Annotated in this window: 15 protein-coding genes; 14 read left to right on the top strand and 1 reads right to left on the bottom strand. The window is 53.6% G+C overall.

Annotated elements, in window-relative coordinates; genetic code table 11:
* Positions 1-93 precede the first annotated feature (93 nt).
* From NSS79_RS26645 to NSS79_RS26610, 8 genes are all read left to right on the top strand, one after another.
* Positions 94-1,275, top strand: coding sequence for an exonuclease SbcCD subunit D (locus NSS79_RS26645; RefSeq protein WP_342436825.1), 1,182 nt, complete (start codon positions 94-96; stop codon positions 1,273-1,275).
* Positions 1,276-4,704: an AAA family ATPase gene (locus NSS79_RS26640; protein ID WP_342436824.1), complete on the top strand. Its 3,429-nt coding sequence runs from the start codon at positions 1,276-1,278 to the stop codon at positions 4,702-4,704.
* An 885-nt stretch (positions 4,705-5,589) separates the two neighbouring features.
* On the top strand, positions 5,590-5,949 hold the full coding sequence (locus NSS79_RS26635) for a histidine triad nucleotide-binding protein (RefSeq protein ID WP_038595438.1): 360 nt from the start codon (positions 5,590-5,592) through the stop codon (positions 5,947-5,949).
* Positions 5,950-6,087: 138 nt separating this feature from the next.
* A complete protein-coding gene (gene rpsU, locus NSS79_RS26630) occupies positions 6,088-6,261 on the top strand; it encodes a 30S ribosomal protein S21 (RefSeq protein WP_005547957.1) in 174 nt (57 codons plus the stop codon).
* A 15-nt stretch (positions 6,262-6,276) separates the two neighbouring features.
* Positions 6,277-6,720: a GatB/YqeY domain-containing protein gene (locus NSS79_RS26625; protein ID WP_036683862.1), complete on the top strand. Its 444-nt coding sequence runs from the start codon at positions 6,277-6,279 to the stop codon at positions 6,718-6,720.
* A 278-nt stretch (positions 6,721-6,998) separates the two neighbouring features.
* Positions 6,999-8,330, top strand: coding sequence for a nodulation protein NfeD (locus tag NSS79_RS26620; protein ID WP_342440445.1), 1,332 nt, complete (start codon positions 6,999-7,001; stop codon positions 8,328-8,330).
* A gap of 61 nt (positions 8,331-8,391) precedes the next feature.
* Entirely contained in the window at positions 8,392-9,393 is a 1,002-nt protein-coding gene (floA, locus tag NSS79_RS26615) for a flotillin-like protein FloA (RefSeq protein WP_038595434.1), read from the top strand.
* Between the two features lie 16 nt (positions 9,394-9,409).
* The gene (locus NSS79_RS26610; protein WP_342436823.1) at positions 9,410-10,018 is read left to right on the top strand and encodes a hypothetical protein; all 609 of its coding nucleotides are present in this window, start codon (positions 9,410-9,412) and stop codon (positions 10,016-10,018) included.
* Between the two features lie 107 nt (positions 10,019-10,125).
* Here the strand turns inward: NSS79_RS26610 and NSS79_RS26605 are convergent, their stop codons facing one another.
* Positions 10,126-10,518, bottom strand: a complete 393-nt coding sequence (locus NSS79_RS26605; protein ID WP_342436822.1) for a hypothetical protein — start codon at positions 10,516-10,518, stop codon at positions 10,126-10,128.
* A 214-nt stretch (positions 10,519-10,732) separates the two neighbouring features.
* Between NSS79_RS26605 and yqfC the strand changes: the two genes are divergently transcribed.
* From yqfC to NSS79_RS26575, 6 genes are read left to right on the top strand one after another with little or no spacing between them, the layout of a single operon-like run.
* Complete coding sequence (yqfC, locus tag NSS79_RS26600) at positions 10,733-11,026, top strand: sporulation protein YqfC (RefSeq protein ID WP_038595431.1); 294 nt, start codon at positions 10,733-10,735, stop codon at positions 11,024-11,026.
* On the top strand, positions 11,023-12,213 hold the full coding sequence (gene yqfD, locus NSS79_RS26595; protein ID WP_342436821.1) for a sporulation protein YqfD: 1,191 nt from the start codon (positions 11,023-11,025) through the stop codon (positions 12,211-12,213). Before yqfC ends, yqfD begins: the two co-directional genes overlap by 4 nt.
* 6 nt (positions 12,214-12,219) lie before the next feature.
* Positions 12,220-13,191, top strand: a complete 972-nt coding sequence (locus tag NSS79_RS26590) for a PhoH family protein (protein WP_038595428.1) — start codon at positions 12,220-12,222, stop codon at positions 13,189-13,191.
* Positions 13,192-13,208: 17 nt separating this feature from the next.
* Complete coding sequence (locus NSS79_RS26585) at positions 13,209-15,464, top strand: HDIG domain-containing metalloprotein (RefSeq protein WP_038595426.1); 2,256 nt, start codon at positions 13,209-13,211, stop codon at positions 15,462-15,464.
* Entirely contained in the window at positions 15,461-15,958 is a 498-nt protein-coding gene (gene ybeY / locus NSS79_RS26580; protein ID WP_342436820.1) for an rRNA maturation RNase YbeY, read from the top strand. The genes NSS79_RS26585 and ybeY overlap by 4 nt, the downstream gene beginning before the upstream one ends.
* Positions 15,958-16,353 carry a diacylglycerol kinase family protein gene (locus NSS79_RS26575; protein ID WP_342436819.1) on the top strand — a complete coding sequence of 132 codons (396 nt, stop codon included), beginning with the start codon at positions 15,958-15,960 and terminating at the stop codon, positions 16,351-16,353. Before ybeY ends, NSS79_RS26575 begins: the two co-directional genes overlap by 1 nt.
* Positions 16,354-16,560: the final 207 nt, after the last annotated feature.

Genomic DNA, 16,560 nt, shown 5'->3' with positions numbered 1-16,560 from the left:
TGAAAAAAACTAACCCAAAAGGTGAGATTGATGGAAGTTGATCTTATATCACCTATATGATGGCCGCGTGAGGGCGGGGAAAAGAGGGCGAAAATGCGCATATTGCATACGGGCGACTGGCATCTGGGCCGTACGCTGGAAGGACGGAGCCGGCAGAAGGAGCAGGAGCAGTTCATGGATGAGCTGGTGGAGATTGCCGATGACTCCAAGGCTGATCTTATTCTAATGGCGGGGGATGTTTATGATTCAGTCAATCCTCCGGCTGCGGCGGAGCAGCTGTTCTATGATGCCGCAGCCAGACTGACGGCGAACGGCAGGCCGCTTGTTGTCATCTCCGGCAATCATGACCAGCCGGAGCGGGTAGCTTCCGTGTCACCGCTTGTGCGCAGACAGGGCATCACCCTGGTGGGGCTGCCTACCTCGGAGCCGGTGACTGTACATGCCGTCCGGACCGGTGAAATTGCCAAAATCGCTGCACTTCCCTATCCCTCCGAAGCCCGCCTCGGGGAGCTGCTCGCCGGGGACAGCGGTGAGGATGAACTCCGGCTGGCCTACAGTGCGCGGGTAGGCAAGCTGATGAAGCTGCTCGGACGGGAGTTTACACCGCAGACGGTGAATCTGGCCATGAGCCATATCTATGTGCTCGGAGGCTTGGAAAGCGATTCGGAGCGTCCGATTCAGGTAGGCGGAGCTTATACCGTAGATCCTTCGGCTCTGTCCTGCGGTGCGCAGTATACGGCGCTCGGACATCTGCACCGCGCCCAGCGGGTCAAAGGCGAGGGCATGATCCGCTACAGCGGCTCACCGCTGGCCTACAGCTTCTCCGAAGCGGGCCAGGCCAAATCGGTGACGATGATTGATGTGGCACCGGGCGGGGAACCATCCTTTGAGGAAATCTATCTCCGCTGCGGCCGTCCGCTGGTGAACTGGAAATCTTCCGGCGGACTGCAGGAGGTGTATGGCTGGCTTGATGAAGGCAGGGATGCCTCCGCCTTTATCGATCTGGAGCTGCGCCTGAGCGAAGCGATGTCGATGAATGATATTCAGCGGCTCCGCAAATCACGGGAAGGGATTATACATATCCGCCCGATCTATCCGCAGATGGAGCTTGAGCTGGAGGAAATCTCCCGTTCGCGGATGCCGGTCCAGGAGCTGTTCCGCAAGTTCTACCAGCGGCAGACCGGCGGTGCGGAGCCGGAGGACAGCCTGATCGAGCTGTTCCTTGAACTGACGGAAGAAGAACGGCGCCAGCCGGAGGAAGGGGAGGAGAACTAGGTGAAGCCGATTCTATTAAAAGTATCCGGGCTGCAAAGCTATCGGGAGCAGCAGGAGATTGATTTTGCGAGTCTGACGGAAACCGGGCTGTTCGGGATCTTCGGACCGACCGGCAGCGGGAAATCCAGTCTGCTGGATGCTATTACATTAGCGATGTACGGCAAGGTGGAAAGGGCAGTGAACGGAACGCAGGGAATTATGAACCATTCCGAGGATCAGCTCAGTGTGGCTTTCACCTTCGAGCTCACTTCCTCCGCCGGTGTCCGGCGTTACCGGGTGGAGCGGAAATTCAAACGGACCGGGGAGCAGTCCATCAGCAATACAATCAGCCGGTTCATCGAGGTTACGGAAGACGGAGACCAGGTTATGGCTGACAAGCTGGCGGATGTTACCCGCTGTGTAGAAGAGCATATCGGGCTGAAAATGGATGATTTCACCCGTGCGGTGGTTCTGCCGCAAGGCAAATTTGCCGAGTTCCTGTCGCTGCGGGGTGTGGACCGCAGGCAAATGCTTCAGCGGCTCTTTCACCTGGAGCAGTATGGCGACCAGCTGGCCCTCAAGCTCAGCCGCCGGGTCAAGGAGAACGAGGCGGCGCTGCGGGCGCTTGAAGCGGAGCAGCAGGGCCTTGGCAGTGCAGGGAAGGCGGATGTAGAGGCTGCAGCGGAGCGGCTGCAGGAAGCGGTCCGCCATGCGGAGGAATGCCGCAAGAAGCTGGAGGCGGCTATGCAGCTTGCCGAGCGCTTCGCGAAGATCCGCGAGCTGCAGGAGGACCGTACCCGCCGTGAGCGGCGGCGGCAGGAATTGCTGTCGCAGGAGGAGAACGTCCTCCTGCTGGAGCAGAAGCTCGTCAAGGCTGACGAAGCCGAGAAGCGGCTGCCTGTGCTGAAGGCGTGGCGAAGCGCCGAGGACGCCTGGCGGAGCCGGCTCGCTGTTGCCGAGAGCCGGGAGACCTTGGCAACCGCCGCCGAGCATGAGGCGGCGGGGCTTGCTGCGGCCGAGGCTGCGGCGCAGGCTGCGCTGGCCGCTGAGGAGCCGGCCCTCCGGCAGGGGGCCGATACCTACCGCCGCGCGCTGGAGCTCGAAGCCGAGCTCAGCGAACTGCGGCGTGAGCGCGCGGCGGTGCAGGCGCGCCAAGGCGAGGCCTCCCGCGGGCTGGCAGCCCGGCGGGAGAGCATGGCCCGGGAGCGTGAGCTTTTGGCCAAGGGCCAAAAGCGCCAGCAGGAGCTGCAGCAAAGCCTGCAGCCGCTTGCGGTCCGCTCCCAGGAGCGGCAGTCTCTGCAGGAAGCGATGCAGAGACTGCAGGAACTGCGCTCCGCCGAGTCCCAGTGGGAGACGGCGGAGCGGGAGCGCCGCGAGCGCGCGGCGGTGCTAGCGGCGGCAGAGGCGCGGCTGGCCGCCGCCGAAGCCCGGCGGCAGTCGCTGGCCGCCGCCCGCGGGGAGCACATTGCTGCGGCTGCGCTGCACCAGGAGGAGCTGCGGGCTGCGGAAGCCGCTGCAAGAAATGCCGCCGAGCGCCTGGAGCTGCACGGCGGCACGCTGGAGGCTGCGCTGAAGGAGCAGGAGCTGCACAGGCTCTCGCTTACCCTAGCCCGCGAGCTGCAGGACGGGCAGCCTTGCCCGGTCTGCGGCAGCGAGCATCATCCCTCCCCTGCGTTGTCCCAGGACAGCGGCGGGCGGGAAGGGCTGGAAACCCAGCTCCAGCATATCCGTGCGCTTGAACGGCGCGCGCTGGAAACCCGCCATCTGTTCCGCAGCCTGCTGGAGCAGGATGGCGCATGGCTGGAACAGATTTATGGTGAAGGGGTTATAGGCGACGCTCTGAAAACACCTGCGGCTGCAGGACTGGAGCAGGACGGCACGGATGCCTCTATGCATTCAGCTTCCACCGGGACCATCCCGGATGAAAGGTCCTTATCCGGACTGGAGGCACAGCATGTGGCCCTGAAAGTCCGCTCCGGCGAGCTGCGCCGGGAAGCGGCGGAATGGCAGCGGGGGATGCAGGAACAGCAGCAGCTATGCCACCAGGAAGCGGCTGCGGCCACTGCCGAGACGGCCTGGGTGGAAGGGCTTGCCGCCAAAGCTGGCGATCTTGCCGCCCGGTTGAGCACCTTGCGCAAGGAATGGGCGCGGCTGTTTCCTGAACTGGCCGCAGGTGAGGCCGAGAACGCCTATCGCGGGATGCTGGCAAAGGACGAACAGGCCGAGGAAATCAGAGGCCGGCTCGACATCAGCGTGAAGTTTCTTGAGGAGAAGGGCAATGCTGTACAAGTTCTGCAGGAAGAGATTGCCGGGCTGGATAAAGAGCTGGCCCAGTGGAATGCCCAACTGGAAGGCAAAGAAGCGCTCGAGCGTGAGAAGGAGCAGCGTCTGCTCCAGTGGACAGGCGGCCGTTCTGCCGCCGCCTTGCTGGAGGAATGCGAGCGGCGTCTTCAGGAGCTGCAGGCGGCGCTGGACAATAATAAGCAAAGGCACCGGCAGGCAGCGGACAAGGCGCAGCATGAGGTGAAGGAGGCGGCCATTGCCCGCCAGGCGGCGGAATCAGCGCGTGAGCATAGCGCTGCGGCCGCGGCCCACTGGGAGGAGAGCCTGAACTCTTCTCCGTTTGTTTCCGCCTCTGAGGTTGAAGGGGCGGCGCTCATGCCGGAAGAACGCAGCGGAGCCGCTGCCCGTATTCGGGCTCACCGGGAGGAAGAAGCGGAAGTGACGATGCAGCTGCGGAGCATTGAGGAGAAGCTGTCCGGAGCCTCCTTAAGCACTGAGGAATGGCAGGAGAGCCAGTCTGCCCTGCAGACATGCAAGGAAGACGATGAACGCTCGCTGCAGAGCCGTGCGCGTGCAGAACGTGATCTTGAGGATCTGCAGCACCGCCATATCCGCTGGATGGAGCTCGAAGGTCAGCGTAAGGAGCATGCGGCGCAGCAGGACCGGCTGTCCAAGCTGCAGGCTGTGCTGCGCGGCAATGCCTTTGTGGAATATATCGCCGAAGAACAGCTGATGCAGGTATGCCAGGCCGCTTCACAGCGGCTGCGGTTCCTGAGCAAGCAGCGTTACGCACTGGAAGTTGACTCCGGAGGCGGCTTTGTTATCCGCGATGATGGCAATGGAGGAGTCAGACGTCCGGTCTCGACGCTATCTGGCGGAGAAACCTTCCTGACCTCCCTCTCACTGGCGTTGGCCTTATCGGCACAGATTCAGCTGCGGGGTCAGTATCCGCTGCAATTCTTTTTCCTTGATGAGGGCTTTGGTACTCTTGATCCGGATTTGCTGGACACCGTCATTACTTCACTCGAAAGATTGCATAATGACCAGCTGTCCGTCGGGATCATCAGCCATGTTCCTGAGCTCCGGGCGCGACTGCCACGCAAGCTGATAGTCGTGCCTGCAGAGCAGGGCGGGGGCGGTTCGCGTATTCTTTTGGAAAAAATGTGAAAGCAGGTTGAAGGTGTGATGACAATCACAGATACACCTTCAACCCCCTGTTATAATACAGCTAAGCCGACATCATTTTGAAACACCTCGGCGGACGTATGACCGGGAAACGCTCCTTTTCATACGTCCGCCGCCGAATCAGCTTTTTAAGCTGGTAGGGTGTTTCTTTTTTTTGCTTTTTTTTATGAGTCTGATGGGTCCCGAAGGTTGAGATCCCTGTCAGATATACGATTAAATTAAGCTATCATTACCTTTTTCCCCCGTACCGAACCCGCAACTACACATAGAGAAGCGCCTCAGCAGTGCCTTTTTGACAACGATTACTTTGTATGACGATTACCCTGAATGTCGGATGCGGATGATGTGGGACAAACAGAATCCACTTTTCCTGTATCTGATACAGATAAGATGGATATAAAGCTCCACATAAATATAGATGGGCTGATAGAACACAGTCCGTGCGTAAAAAGTCCGAAGTCTGAAGTGTGTCCTGGGTAACAAAGGAACTGTGCAGATAGATGCCCCCGGGAGTCAGGCCACAAGCGAAATAAATAAAACAATGCCACCCCGTTTGCCAGCAGCTAACACTGTCTATAATACAGCCATGGTGATAAGCATAGTTTGTATTATCCCTAGTACACATTTTCACTAAGCAGTGTCTACCCATGTATTGTGCTTTCCTCCTGCTTACGTGTGTATTCATTTCATTTGACTGATGATATGATCTTTCCGGCTTCCCCGCGTTGTATTATTCTTGTGCCGCTTTCGTAATCCATGATTATCCTGTATGATTAGAGAACATAAAAACTAATTGTGGCGAAGAAGGCCGGTCTGAAGAATTACTACGGAAGTATCGCTCCACAAACTTTTAGGAGGAAGCGTTGTATGGAAACTGTCTTTAGCAAGATTATTGAAGGCTCAATCCCTTCCAAAAAAGTGTTCGAGAACGAGCGGATACTGGCATTCTACGATATTGAGCCTGCCGCACCGGTGCATGTGCTGATTATCCCTAAGAAGTTCATCGCTTCGATGAATGATGTCACGGCCGAAGATCTGCCTCTGATTGGTGAGATTCACGCTGTAGCGCAGCAAATTGCTATTCAGTTGGGAATTGCGGAGACAGGCTACCGTCTGATCAACAATTGCGGTCCGGACAGCGGACAAGCCGTGCCTCATCTTCATTATCATTTGCTTGGCGGTGCCAAACTGGGCGCACTTGTCGGCAATTCCGCATCACATGCTTAGCAGATATTTCAAATTCTGATAACCTGCCTAAAAAAAGAATAACACGAAGGTTGACACCTTATTTCGGTTTGACCTATAATGAAATATGATGAACCGTGTTATGCTCTTGGACGGTCTGGTCGGAGGGAGGGAAAACTGGTGTCTGAAACGAAAGTTCGTAAAAACGAGACAATTGATGCTGCACTTCGTCGCTTTAAACGTTCCATCGCTAAAGATGGTGTCTTGGCTGAGGTGAAGAAACGTAAGCATTATGAGAAGCCAAGCGTAAAGCGCAAGAAGAAGTCTGAGGCTGCTCGTAAGAGAAAGTTTTAGGAGGATTACCCACGCATGAATCTTAGCGAACGATTAAACGAAGATATGAAGCAAGCGATGAAGAGTAAGGACAAGTTCACACTCTCCACCATTCGAATGGTTCGTTCTACAATAAAGTATCTTGAAATAGATTTGAAGAGAACATTAGACGACAACGAAGTGCTTGATATCCTTAGTCGTGAAATCAAACAGCGCAAAGATGCCCTCCAAGAATTTGAATCAGCGGGTCGCGACGAGCTTGCCGCGAGTACGAAGGCAGAAATCGAGATTATCATTAAGTATCTTCCCGAGCAGCTTTCCGAAGAAGAAATTAAAGTAATTGTACAGCAGACCATCCAGGAAACCGGTGCTTCTTCGAAAAGTGAAATGGGTAAGGTCATGAGCGCACTGATGCCTAAGGTCAAAGGTCGCGCCGATGGTAAACTCGTGAACCAGGCGGTTCTGCAATTTCTGCAATAATATAACGCTAGCACCCCTTGAATAAAGGGGTGTTTTTCATTGTCGGTGGATAAAATGAAGGGAGAAAGTTAAGCGCAGCTTACTTCCTCCCTTTTTTTGTTGCTCCGCCCTGTTTCCAGTAATGTGTTTCTGAACAGACCAAACGATTGTTTGAAACATATTTCCGGGAATGGCGTACTAAGGATTATGTGCTGGAGTTATTTTTAGAGAAAGGAGGTTTACAAGTGAAAAAAATCCGTAAGATTGCCTTTTCGGGTATAGTCACCGTCCTGCTGCTGATGCTCTTGACGCCGTTTGGAGCTTACACGCAAGCAGAGGGGACCTCTTCGGCTGCAGGAGGGACGGCTGCGGAAAAGCTGAAGGGCGGGCCGGTGTTCATTATTCCGGTTGACCAGGAGATTGAACGCGGACTGCAAAGCTTTTTGGAGCGGGGATTTGAGGAGGCGGCAAAATACGGGGCGGTTCTGATTGTACTGGAGATTGATACACCAGGGGGACTTGTCGACTCTGCGGAACAAATCGGGCAGATGGTCAGGGACAGTGAAATTCCTACAGCTGCTTATGTTAAAGGAGATGCTGCGTCTGCCGGCAGTTATATTGCCCTGAACGCCAATTCAATTATTATGAAGCCCGGAAGTATGATCGGCGCTGCATCGCTGGTGGATATGAACGGAAAAAGCGTGGACGACGCAAAGATGGTCTCCTACTGGAAATCCAAGATGGTTGGTGCCGCTTCACTGAACGGACGTGATCCGGAGATTGCTGCAGGAATGATGGATGTGAACCTTGTCGTGAACAAGCCTGAACTCGGGGTGAATAAAGCGCAAGGCCAAATTATTGCTTTGACCAGCGATGAAGCGTTGAAAGCCGGATATGCCGATCATCTTGCCGATACGCCGGAAGAGGCCATCACTTTGCTTGGTTATTCCACGGACGACATTTTTCGAGTGGAACATACCGGAGCAGAAAAAATGTCGCATTTTCTGACAAATCCGATTATTATGACGATATTGCTCTTCATCGGCATCGCCGGAATTGTCATTGAGCTGCTGGTGCCTGGCTTTGGCGCTCCGGGAATTATCGGGACGCTCGCATTTGCCCTTTATTTCTTCGGCAACTATGTGGCGGGCTTCGCTGGAGCGGAGACCTGGCTGTTGTTCATTCTGGGACTTGTCATGCTTGTGCTGGAGCTGTTTGTCCCAAGCTTCGGGATTCTGGGTTTGCTGGGCTCTGTAAGCCTTGTAGCAGGCGTTGTTCGGGCTGCGTTCAGCTTAGAGCATGCATTCTTGAATCTGGGAATAGCCTTTGCGGCAGCCGCGGTAGTTATCGCCATCGTAGCTGTGGTCTTCAAGGAACGGGGCATCTGGAACCGGTTTATTCTGCGCGACAGCCTAACCAAAGAGCAGGGATTTGTTCCGGTGCTGGAGAAACTGAGTCTGATTGGTGCCTCGGGCGTCAGCATTACACCACTTCGTCCGGCCGGAACGGCCTTGGTCGGCAATGAACGTGTGGATGTGGTAACCGAAGGGAGCTTCATCAGTTCGGGGGTTCCAGTTTCCGTGGTGAAGGTCGAGGGAGGCCGTGTGGTTGTGAAGGAATCCGAGAAATAAGCGGAGCCTGCAGCCAGTATGTTTATGAATTTTAAAAATGTAACGGAGGTTGACAAAAAGTATGGGCGAAGCGTCTTTAATTCCAATTTTGCTGATCGCGGTTGTTGTGATCATTGTACTGAGCGTGTTTTTCAGTTTCTTCCCGGTGATGCTGTGGGTTTCCGCATGGGCATCCGGCGTAAGAATCAGCATTATTACCCTGGTGGCCATGAGACTCCGCCGGGTTACTCCGAGCCGGATCGTTAATCCGCTCATTAAAGCCACCAAAGCAGGGCTTGGCCTGAATATCAATCAACTGGAAAGCCATTACTTGGCCGGCGGTAACGTCGACCGGGTTGTCAATGCCTTGATCGCCGCCCAGCGGGCGGATATTCCGCTTGAATTCACACGTGCCGCTGCCATTGATCTTGCCGGCCGCGACGTGCTGCTGGCCGTACAGATGAGCGTTAATCCACGGGTGATTGAGACCCCGATTGTCGCTGCTGTTGCCAAGAACGGGATTGAGGTCAAGGTTAAAGCGCGGGTTACAGTCCGGGCGAATATCGACCGGCTCGTCGGCGGTGCGGGGGAAGAAACGATCATTGCCCGTGTCGGCGAGGGGATTGTAACAACAGTAGGTTCAAGTGATTCCCATAAGGATGTGCTGGAGAATCCGGATTCAATCTCGCGTACAGTCTTGTCCAAGGGTTTGGATTCGGGTACGGCCTTTGAAATTTTGTCCATTGATATTGCAGATATCGACGTTGGTAAGAATATCGGAGCCTATTTGCAAACCGAGCAGGCTGAAGCGGATAAACGCATTGCACAGGCCAAGGCGGAGGAACGCAGAGCGATGGCCGTTGCCCATGAGCAGGAAATGAAAGCCCGCGTCGTTGAAATGAAGGCGCTGGTCGTCGAAGCTGAATCTCAGGTACCGCTGGCTATGGCAGAAGCGCTGCGTGCCGGTCAACTCGGGGTCATGGATTACATGAACCTCAAAAACATTGAAGCCGACACGCAAATGCGCGGCTCGCTCGGCAAATTAAATGATGGCGATGATTCGAGCCGTCCGACCAATAAATAAGGGGATGTGAGATCCCATGAGCAGTTTGATTTATATCGCCGTAGTCATTGTGATTGCGATCTTTTCCAACATGAACAAAGCGGGGAAGAATAAACAGAAAAATGCTCCGCGCGGCGGTATGCCGACTTTTGGCGGCGGAGGGGACGCCAGTCCTCTCCGCCGTGCCCGGCAGAAGGAACAGAGCCCTGAGGATGAAAGCCCGGCCCGTCAGGGCAGCGGGTTTCCTGTTCCAGGCGAGTCTTCTTATCCGGGCCAGCCTTCTGTGTCCTATGACGAGCGTGAGTACGATGCTTCTCCTGTCTGGAAGGAGTCTCCTGAGCGGCCTTCTCCCGACTATGATACAGGTGAAGGCATGTCCCTTGAGCAATCGGAAGAAGAGGGCATACAGGCACGTACAGAACGGGTGCAGCGGGAGCTGGAACGCCTGCAGGCGTCTTTTGACGGCATGGCAGGCGCTTCAGAGGCAGGTGACGCAGGCAATGCACGTAAGAGCGGTGCTGTCTCCGAAGCGCCTGCTGCCCGTCATGGTTTGGCAGATAATCGTGAATCGCTGCGGAACGGGCTGGTATGGGCTGAAATCCTTGCTCCTCCCCGTTCACGTAAACCGCATTCTTCGCGGCGTTAAGTATACTTATGAAGTATTAAGCGGCAATCAGCCGCCGGTATTCCACCGGTGGCTGATTGCCGCTTTTTTTATGAAGTTCTTCTTGGTGTTGCGGAGAGGATATGCTTTTACGGAGTCAGAGCGGGAATTGTAGTCAGTTCAGTGTAGAGATACTGCTGGTTGTCCACTATTTTGCCGCCTGCGTCCACGCCTACGGTGGTAACGACTACTTCAATATTAGGGTTAGGCGTTGTGACCGACAGCTGTACTTCATAAATCGGAAATCCGCTGACAGGGATTGTTCTGTTCGTTACCGAACTTGGACTCAGCGAAAACGCTTGACGGGCAAGCGGTACTTTGGGCGTATTGACAGAGTTATCATCAATTGCAAACACGCTTATTTCAATCGATGCGAAATCGGTGACTGCGTCATTGCTGATAAGCAGCCGGACAAATTGAGCCCGGACTCCTGTCTCCGAGCCGTTCAGAACCGGACCCGTTGTGCTGGTGAAGACTGCCATAGTAAATTCCTCCTTTCCTGTATGATAGATTATTATATTTTGAGATTTTCATTTTTGATTGTATTTTTAACCAATTTCAAAAATAAGGACTGGAACGGGGATGACGGATTCTATGCTGATATTGAAATTACAGTAGGCAGGGTGAGTTCTTCTCATAAAAAACAGCATTGCCGCATAAGGTGTACAGAAGGCAGGAAGGGGGAGAAGTCTACATATGACCCGTATCGGCCGCAGGCTGCGGGGATGGACAAACGGGGTATTGGATCTTCCGCAGGATGTGCTTCAGGAGATGCCCCGAATCACCCTGATCGGCAATAAGGAGCTGTATATTGAGAACCATCGCGGCGTGCTGCATTTTTCCTCCGGGCAGCTTAAGCTTGCGTTAGTCAATGGTTATCTGGAGATTTCCGGCGAGGGATTAGTGATCCGGAATATTCTTGGCCAGGAACTGGCTGTAGAGGGTTTAATCGGGGAGATCAGATATAAGGGAAGCGAGGAGAAACCATGAAAGAACCGCCTCTGGCATCTCTGCGGGGGTTCGTTACACTGCATGTGACGGGACCGCAGGTGGAAAGGTTTATCAATGCAGTGAACGAACAAGGCATCGTCATATGGGATGTGAGGCCTGCGGGGGATGGCGCTTCTCTGAACCTGCTGCTGAATGACTTTTTTGTCCTTCGGCCGCTGTTAAAAAAGACAGGCTGCCGCATGCATGTGACAGTCAGGAACGGTTTGCCCTTCCGGCTCGCGCGGCTGTGGAAACGGAAGTTTTTTGCTGCCGGTTTATTGCTGTTTGGCATTGGCCTTCTGCTGCTTTCTTCAATGGTGTGGAGCATCAAAGTCGAAGGAAATCAATTCATTGCCTCCGAAGATATTCTGGACGCTGCTCGTCAAGAAGGCATCTATCCTTTCCAGTGGATTTGGCGTATGGATGAGCCGGACAAGCTCTCCAGGGAGATGACCTCGCGGATGCCGGGGCTTTCCTGGGTAGGGGTGCAGCGCACGGGGACGAGCATTACCATTCAGGTTGTCGAGGCTGACAAGCCCGAGAACAAGCCGCTGCTCAGCCAGCGCCATCTGATCAGCAGAACTGATGCGGTGGTTACCGAGATCTACGCCGAGCAGGGCAGACCGGTTGTAGCGCGCAATTCGCGGGTCAAAAAAGGGGACATTCTGATCTCCGGCACCCTGGGTGATGAAAACAATATGCAGACGGTGGTTGCCAAAGGCGAGGTAAAGGGTCTAGTATGGCATGAATACAACATCGAGGTGCCACTCAAAACAACCGGCAGTTCATATACAGGGGACCGGAAAGACCGCACATATCTGGTGATCGGCAATTGGGCGGTTCAACTTTGGGGATACGGGAAATCCGGATTTGAGAAATCACGGACGCTTACGGAGCATGATCTGCTGTCCTGGCGTTCTTTGCAGGTGCCGCTTGGACTGATGACTGAGAAGGAAATGGAGGTCAAATATACTTCCGGCACCAAAACTCCGGAGGCTGCCCGGCAGGAAGGGATTACCCGGGCAACGAATGATATTTTGGCCCGTTACGGCACTGACAGCGTTATTAAAAGTCAAAAAATTTTGCATGAGAAGAAAGAGAATGGTAAAGTTTATATGAAAGTGCTGTTTGAAGTGGAAGAGAGAATCGCGGAAGAACTTCCGATAGTAAACAACCGAGGAGAATGAGGCTACTTGTCAGAACAGACTGCAAGCATTCGTATATCTTTGCAAAATGCGGGAGAAGCGCAATCCCTGTTCGGCCCGCAGGATGGTTTTCTGAAAATTATCGAGAGTGAAATACCGGCGGTTATCGACTCGCGTGAAGCTGAAGTTACAATACGCGGGGCGGAGCGGGAAGTGGACATGCTGGGACAGCTGTTCAATGTGCTGCTGTCTCTGATCCGCAGCGGTTACATACTTAGTGAACGTGATGTGCAGTATGCGGTGGAGCTGGCAAAGGATTTCCGCGCCGACCAACTGCTTGATTTGTTCAAAGGTGAAATTACGACAACCTTCCGCGGCAAGCCGATCCGTGTCAAAACGATTGGCCAGAAGCACTATGTGACTTCGATCAAGAAGCGCGATATCGTCTTCGGCATCGGACCTGCGGGAACAGGAAAAACCTATCTCGCCGTTGTGCTCGCCGTCACCGCGCTGAAGGAAGGTTCCGTGAAGCGCATCGTCCTTACACGTCCTGCAGTTGAAGCAGGAGAAAGCCTGGGCTTCCTTCCCGGCGATTTGCAGGAAAAGGTTGACCCATATCTCCGTCCGCTCTACGACGCCTTATACGACGTTATGGGCCCCGATCAGGTTGCCAAGGCACTGGAACGGGGATTGATCGAAATAGCACCGCTCGCGTATATGCGCGGACGTACGCTGGATGATTCCTTTATCATCCTGGATGAAGCCCAGAATACGACTCCTGAACAGATGAAAATGTTCCTTACCCGGCTTGGCTTTGGCTCCAAGATGGTTATTACGGGTGACGTTACCCAGATTGACCTGCCGCGCGGCAAAAAATCCGGGTTGATCGAAGCGAAGGCGATTCTGTCAGGCATCGAGGAGCTTGGGTTTGTTTATTTTGCGGAACAGGATGTCGTACGGCATTCCCTGGTGCAAAAAATTATCGTCGCCTATGACCGCTCTGCCGAAAACCAGGAATAACAAAGGGGACTGTCTCCATGGCCTCAAAGCAACCATCGAAATTAAGCGGATTTGTATATAGCAACAACGGCTGGAAGTATAGCGCGGCGACGCGCTATGCTCTTTTCCTGTTATTGGGGATTGTTTTCTACTTCAGCCTTTCGTCTGATTTGCTGCCTAAACGCTATGACATTAAAGAAAACACCAAAAGCGCCAAGGAAATTACTGCGCCGAAGCAAATACTCGACAGCAAGGCTACGCTGAAGGCTCAGGAAGCGGCTGCTGAGACCGTGCAGAACAGGTATGAGATTATTCCGATGAGGCTCGATAATCTGGTAACCTTGCTGCTAGACCGGATTGACCGGCTCAATCAGGATGATCTGATTTCACAAAGTGACAAGGCCGGCATTTACAAGGATGTCATTCCGCAGCGGGCAAATGATTTTATCGTGAACTTTGTGAATTCGAGCCGTAACTCCGGCACGTATTCCACTACACTGCTTGATGAGATGCAGTCCGTCATCAAAGAGCAGACCTACGTCATCCCGGAAGAGACTTATATCAAAATTCCGCGGCTGACCTCCCAGGACATCATCGAGATGAAGCCGGTTGCCCGGGATATTGTCACCAAGCTGATGAACGACCAGATTGTGGATGCCCAGACTGCGCGCGCGAAGGTAGCGGAGCAGGTCAGCGTCAGCTCGCTAAGCCAGCGCACAGCCCGTGAGGTGGTGCAGGAGCTGGTACGGCTGGTGATCACGAGCAATAAGTTTTACGATGAGGAAGCTACCAAGGAAGCTAAGGTGCAGGCCCGCGAGAACACGCCGGATGTGTTCATTGAGCAGGGGGATGTGCTTGTTGCTAAAGGGGATTATATTACACCCGAGCTGTACGCGCTGCTGGATGAGAGCGGCCTGCTGAGCAATGAGGTCAATTATTGGCCGCAGTTGGGCCTGTTCCTGCTGTCAGCTATGCTCTCCGCCGGTCTGCTGATGTTCATCCGTTATACCGGGGGGACCTCCGGCTTCAAGTACAATAATTCCCAGCTGCTTATGCTGGTGCTTGTGTTTATTATTACGATCATCTCGATGCGGCTTGCCGCGTTTTTACAGACCGATGTCCGGTCTTATGTCGGGTTCCTGGCTCCGGTAGCCATTGGCGCTATGCTGATCGCAATGCTGCTGGATATGACGCTGGCTTATTTTTGTTCCATCCTGTTCAGTATTCTTTCCAGTATTATATTGAACGTGCAGCAGAATACGGTATTTGATTTCAACTTCGGCTTTTTTGCGCTTATTGTTTCCTATGTGGCAATTTTCGCCACCCACCGCGCTGGGCAGCGCTCCACGCTGCTGAAAGGCGGGATCATGGTGTCCCTGTTCGGTTGTGTGGCTGTGTTTATGCTGACGCTACTGAGCGGCGGAGACTGGAATCAGACGCAGACTTTGTACGCTATCGGCTTTGCCTTTGCCAGCGGTCTGCTGACCGCGGTACTGGTAATCGGCCTAATGCCTTTCTTCGAGGCTACCTTTGGCATTCTATCGGCACTCAAGCTGGTAGAGCTGTCGAATCCGAATCATCCTTTGCTGCGTAAGCTGCTTACAGAAACGCCCGGAACCTATCATCACAGTGTAATGGTCGGCAATCTGTCAGAAGCTGCGGCGGAGGCGATCGGGGCGGACGGGTTGCTCTGCCGCGTAGGCTCCTATTATCATGATATCGGCAAGACGAAGCGGCCGTTTTATTTTATCGAGAACCAGAACAACATGGAGAATCCGCATGATTCAATTGAACCGAAGCTGAGTAAATCAATCATCGTGGCCCATGCCCGCGACGGTGTGGAAATGCAGAAGGAGTACAAGCTGCCCAAACCGATCCGCGACATTGCCGAACAGCATCACGGCACGACATTTCTGCACTATTTTTATCATAAAGCATTGAAGCTGGCCGAAGAGAAGGGTGTGGAGCCTGATTTCACGGAAGAGGATTTCCGTTATCCGGGGCCGAAGGCGCAGTCGAAGGAATCTGCAGTTGTCGGAATCGCCGACAGTGTGGAGGCTGCTGTCCGTTCACTTCGCAAGCCGACAGTTGTGCAGGTGGAGACGATGATCGAGAAGATTATCAAAAGCCGGCTGGATGACCATCAATTCGATGAATGTGATCTGACGATTAAGGAATTGGATATTATCGCGCGGACGCTTAAAGAAACCGTTATGGGGATTTTTCATTCCCGGATCGAATATCCGGAGGAAGTGAAGAAACCTAAAAAAGAGGAAGGAGCCGTAAATACATGAGTCTTGCAATCGCTTGGAGCAATGAACAGGAAGAACACGAGATAAACGACGAGCTAATATCCCTGCTGGAGCGCATTCTGCAAAAAGCGGGTGAAGCCGAAGGTATTGAGGGCGGCGAGGTGGATCTTACCTTCGTCAATAATGAACGGATCCATGAGCTCAATCGGGAATACCGGGGAATTGACCGTCCGACGGACGTGCTTTCCTTTGCCATGAACGAAACCGGCGAAGATGAGCTGGAAATTATATACGGACAAGATGAGAATGAAGAGCTTGAAGATGTGCCGAATATGCTCGGAGATATCATTATCTCCGTCACCCGCGCGCAGGAGCAGGCTTTGGAATATGGCCATTCCCTGGAGCGTGAGCTGGGTTTCCTGTTTGTGCACGGGTTTTTGCATCTGCTGGGCTACGATCATCAGGATGCTGTTTCTGAGGCCGAAATGATGTCCAAGCAGGAGCATGTGCTGGCTCAGGTCGGGTTAACACGCTAATGGTCAAAAATACGGCGGTAGGCCACAAAAAGTTCTGGCATTCGTTTCGATTTGCAGCGCAGGGCATTGCCGGAGCGTTCAAATCCGAACTGAATATGAAGGTACATAGCGGCTTGGCTGTTCTTGTGCTTGCCGCTGCCGCCGTATTCAGACTTCCTGCGGCAAGCTGGATGCTGTTGCTGCTGGCAATTACGCTCGTTTTGGCCGCTGAGTTGCTGAATACGGCTATTGAAGCGACGGTTGATCTGGTCTCACCGGAGATTCATCCCCTGGCCAAGACTGCCAAAGATACCGCCGCAGGTGCTGTGCTGCTTACGGCGGTGTTTGCTGTGATTACGGGAATCTATGTTTTTTATCATCCGGTGATGGACTGGATCACTGGACTTATGTCATAATCAGTTTACAACTTCAGCTCGGGGAGAGGCGGATCGGCGTTTTGCGCTCCGCCATCTTTGGTTAGATCTATACTTCTCGCAGTAAGAATCCTGTATGTTGAACAAATTTAATGGTGTGTAGGGGAAACGGTTTTGCCCGAATCAACTCAATGAAATTTATGCTTACAAAACTTAGGGTTATGCTATCGAAGCAAGTTTTGTCCGAAG

Source organism: Paenibacillus sp. FSL L8-0436, from assembly GCF_038593025.1.
Classification (GTDB): Bacteria; Bacillota; Bacilli; order Paenibacillales; family Paenibacillaceae; genus Paenibacillus_AQ.
This window is presented reverse-complemented; position numbering and strand designations above follow the sequence as displayed.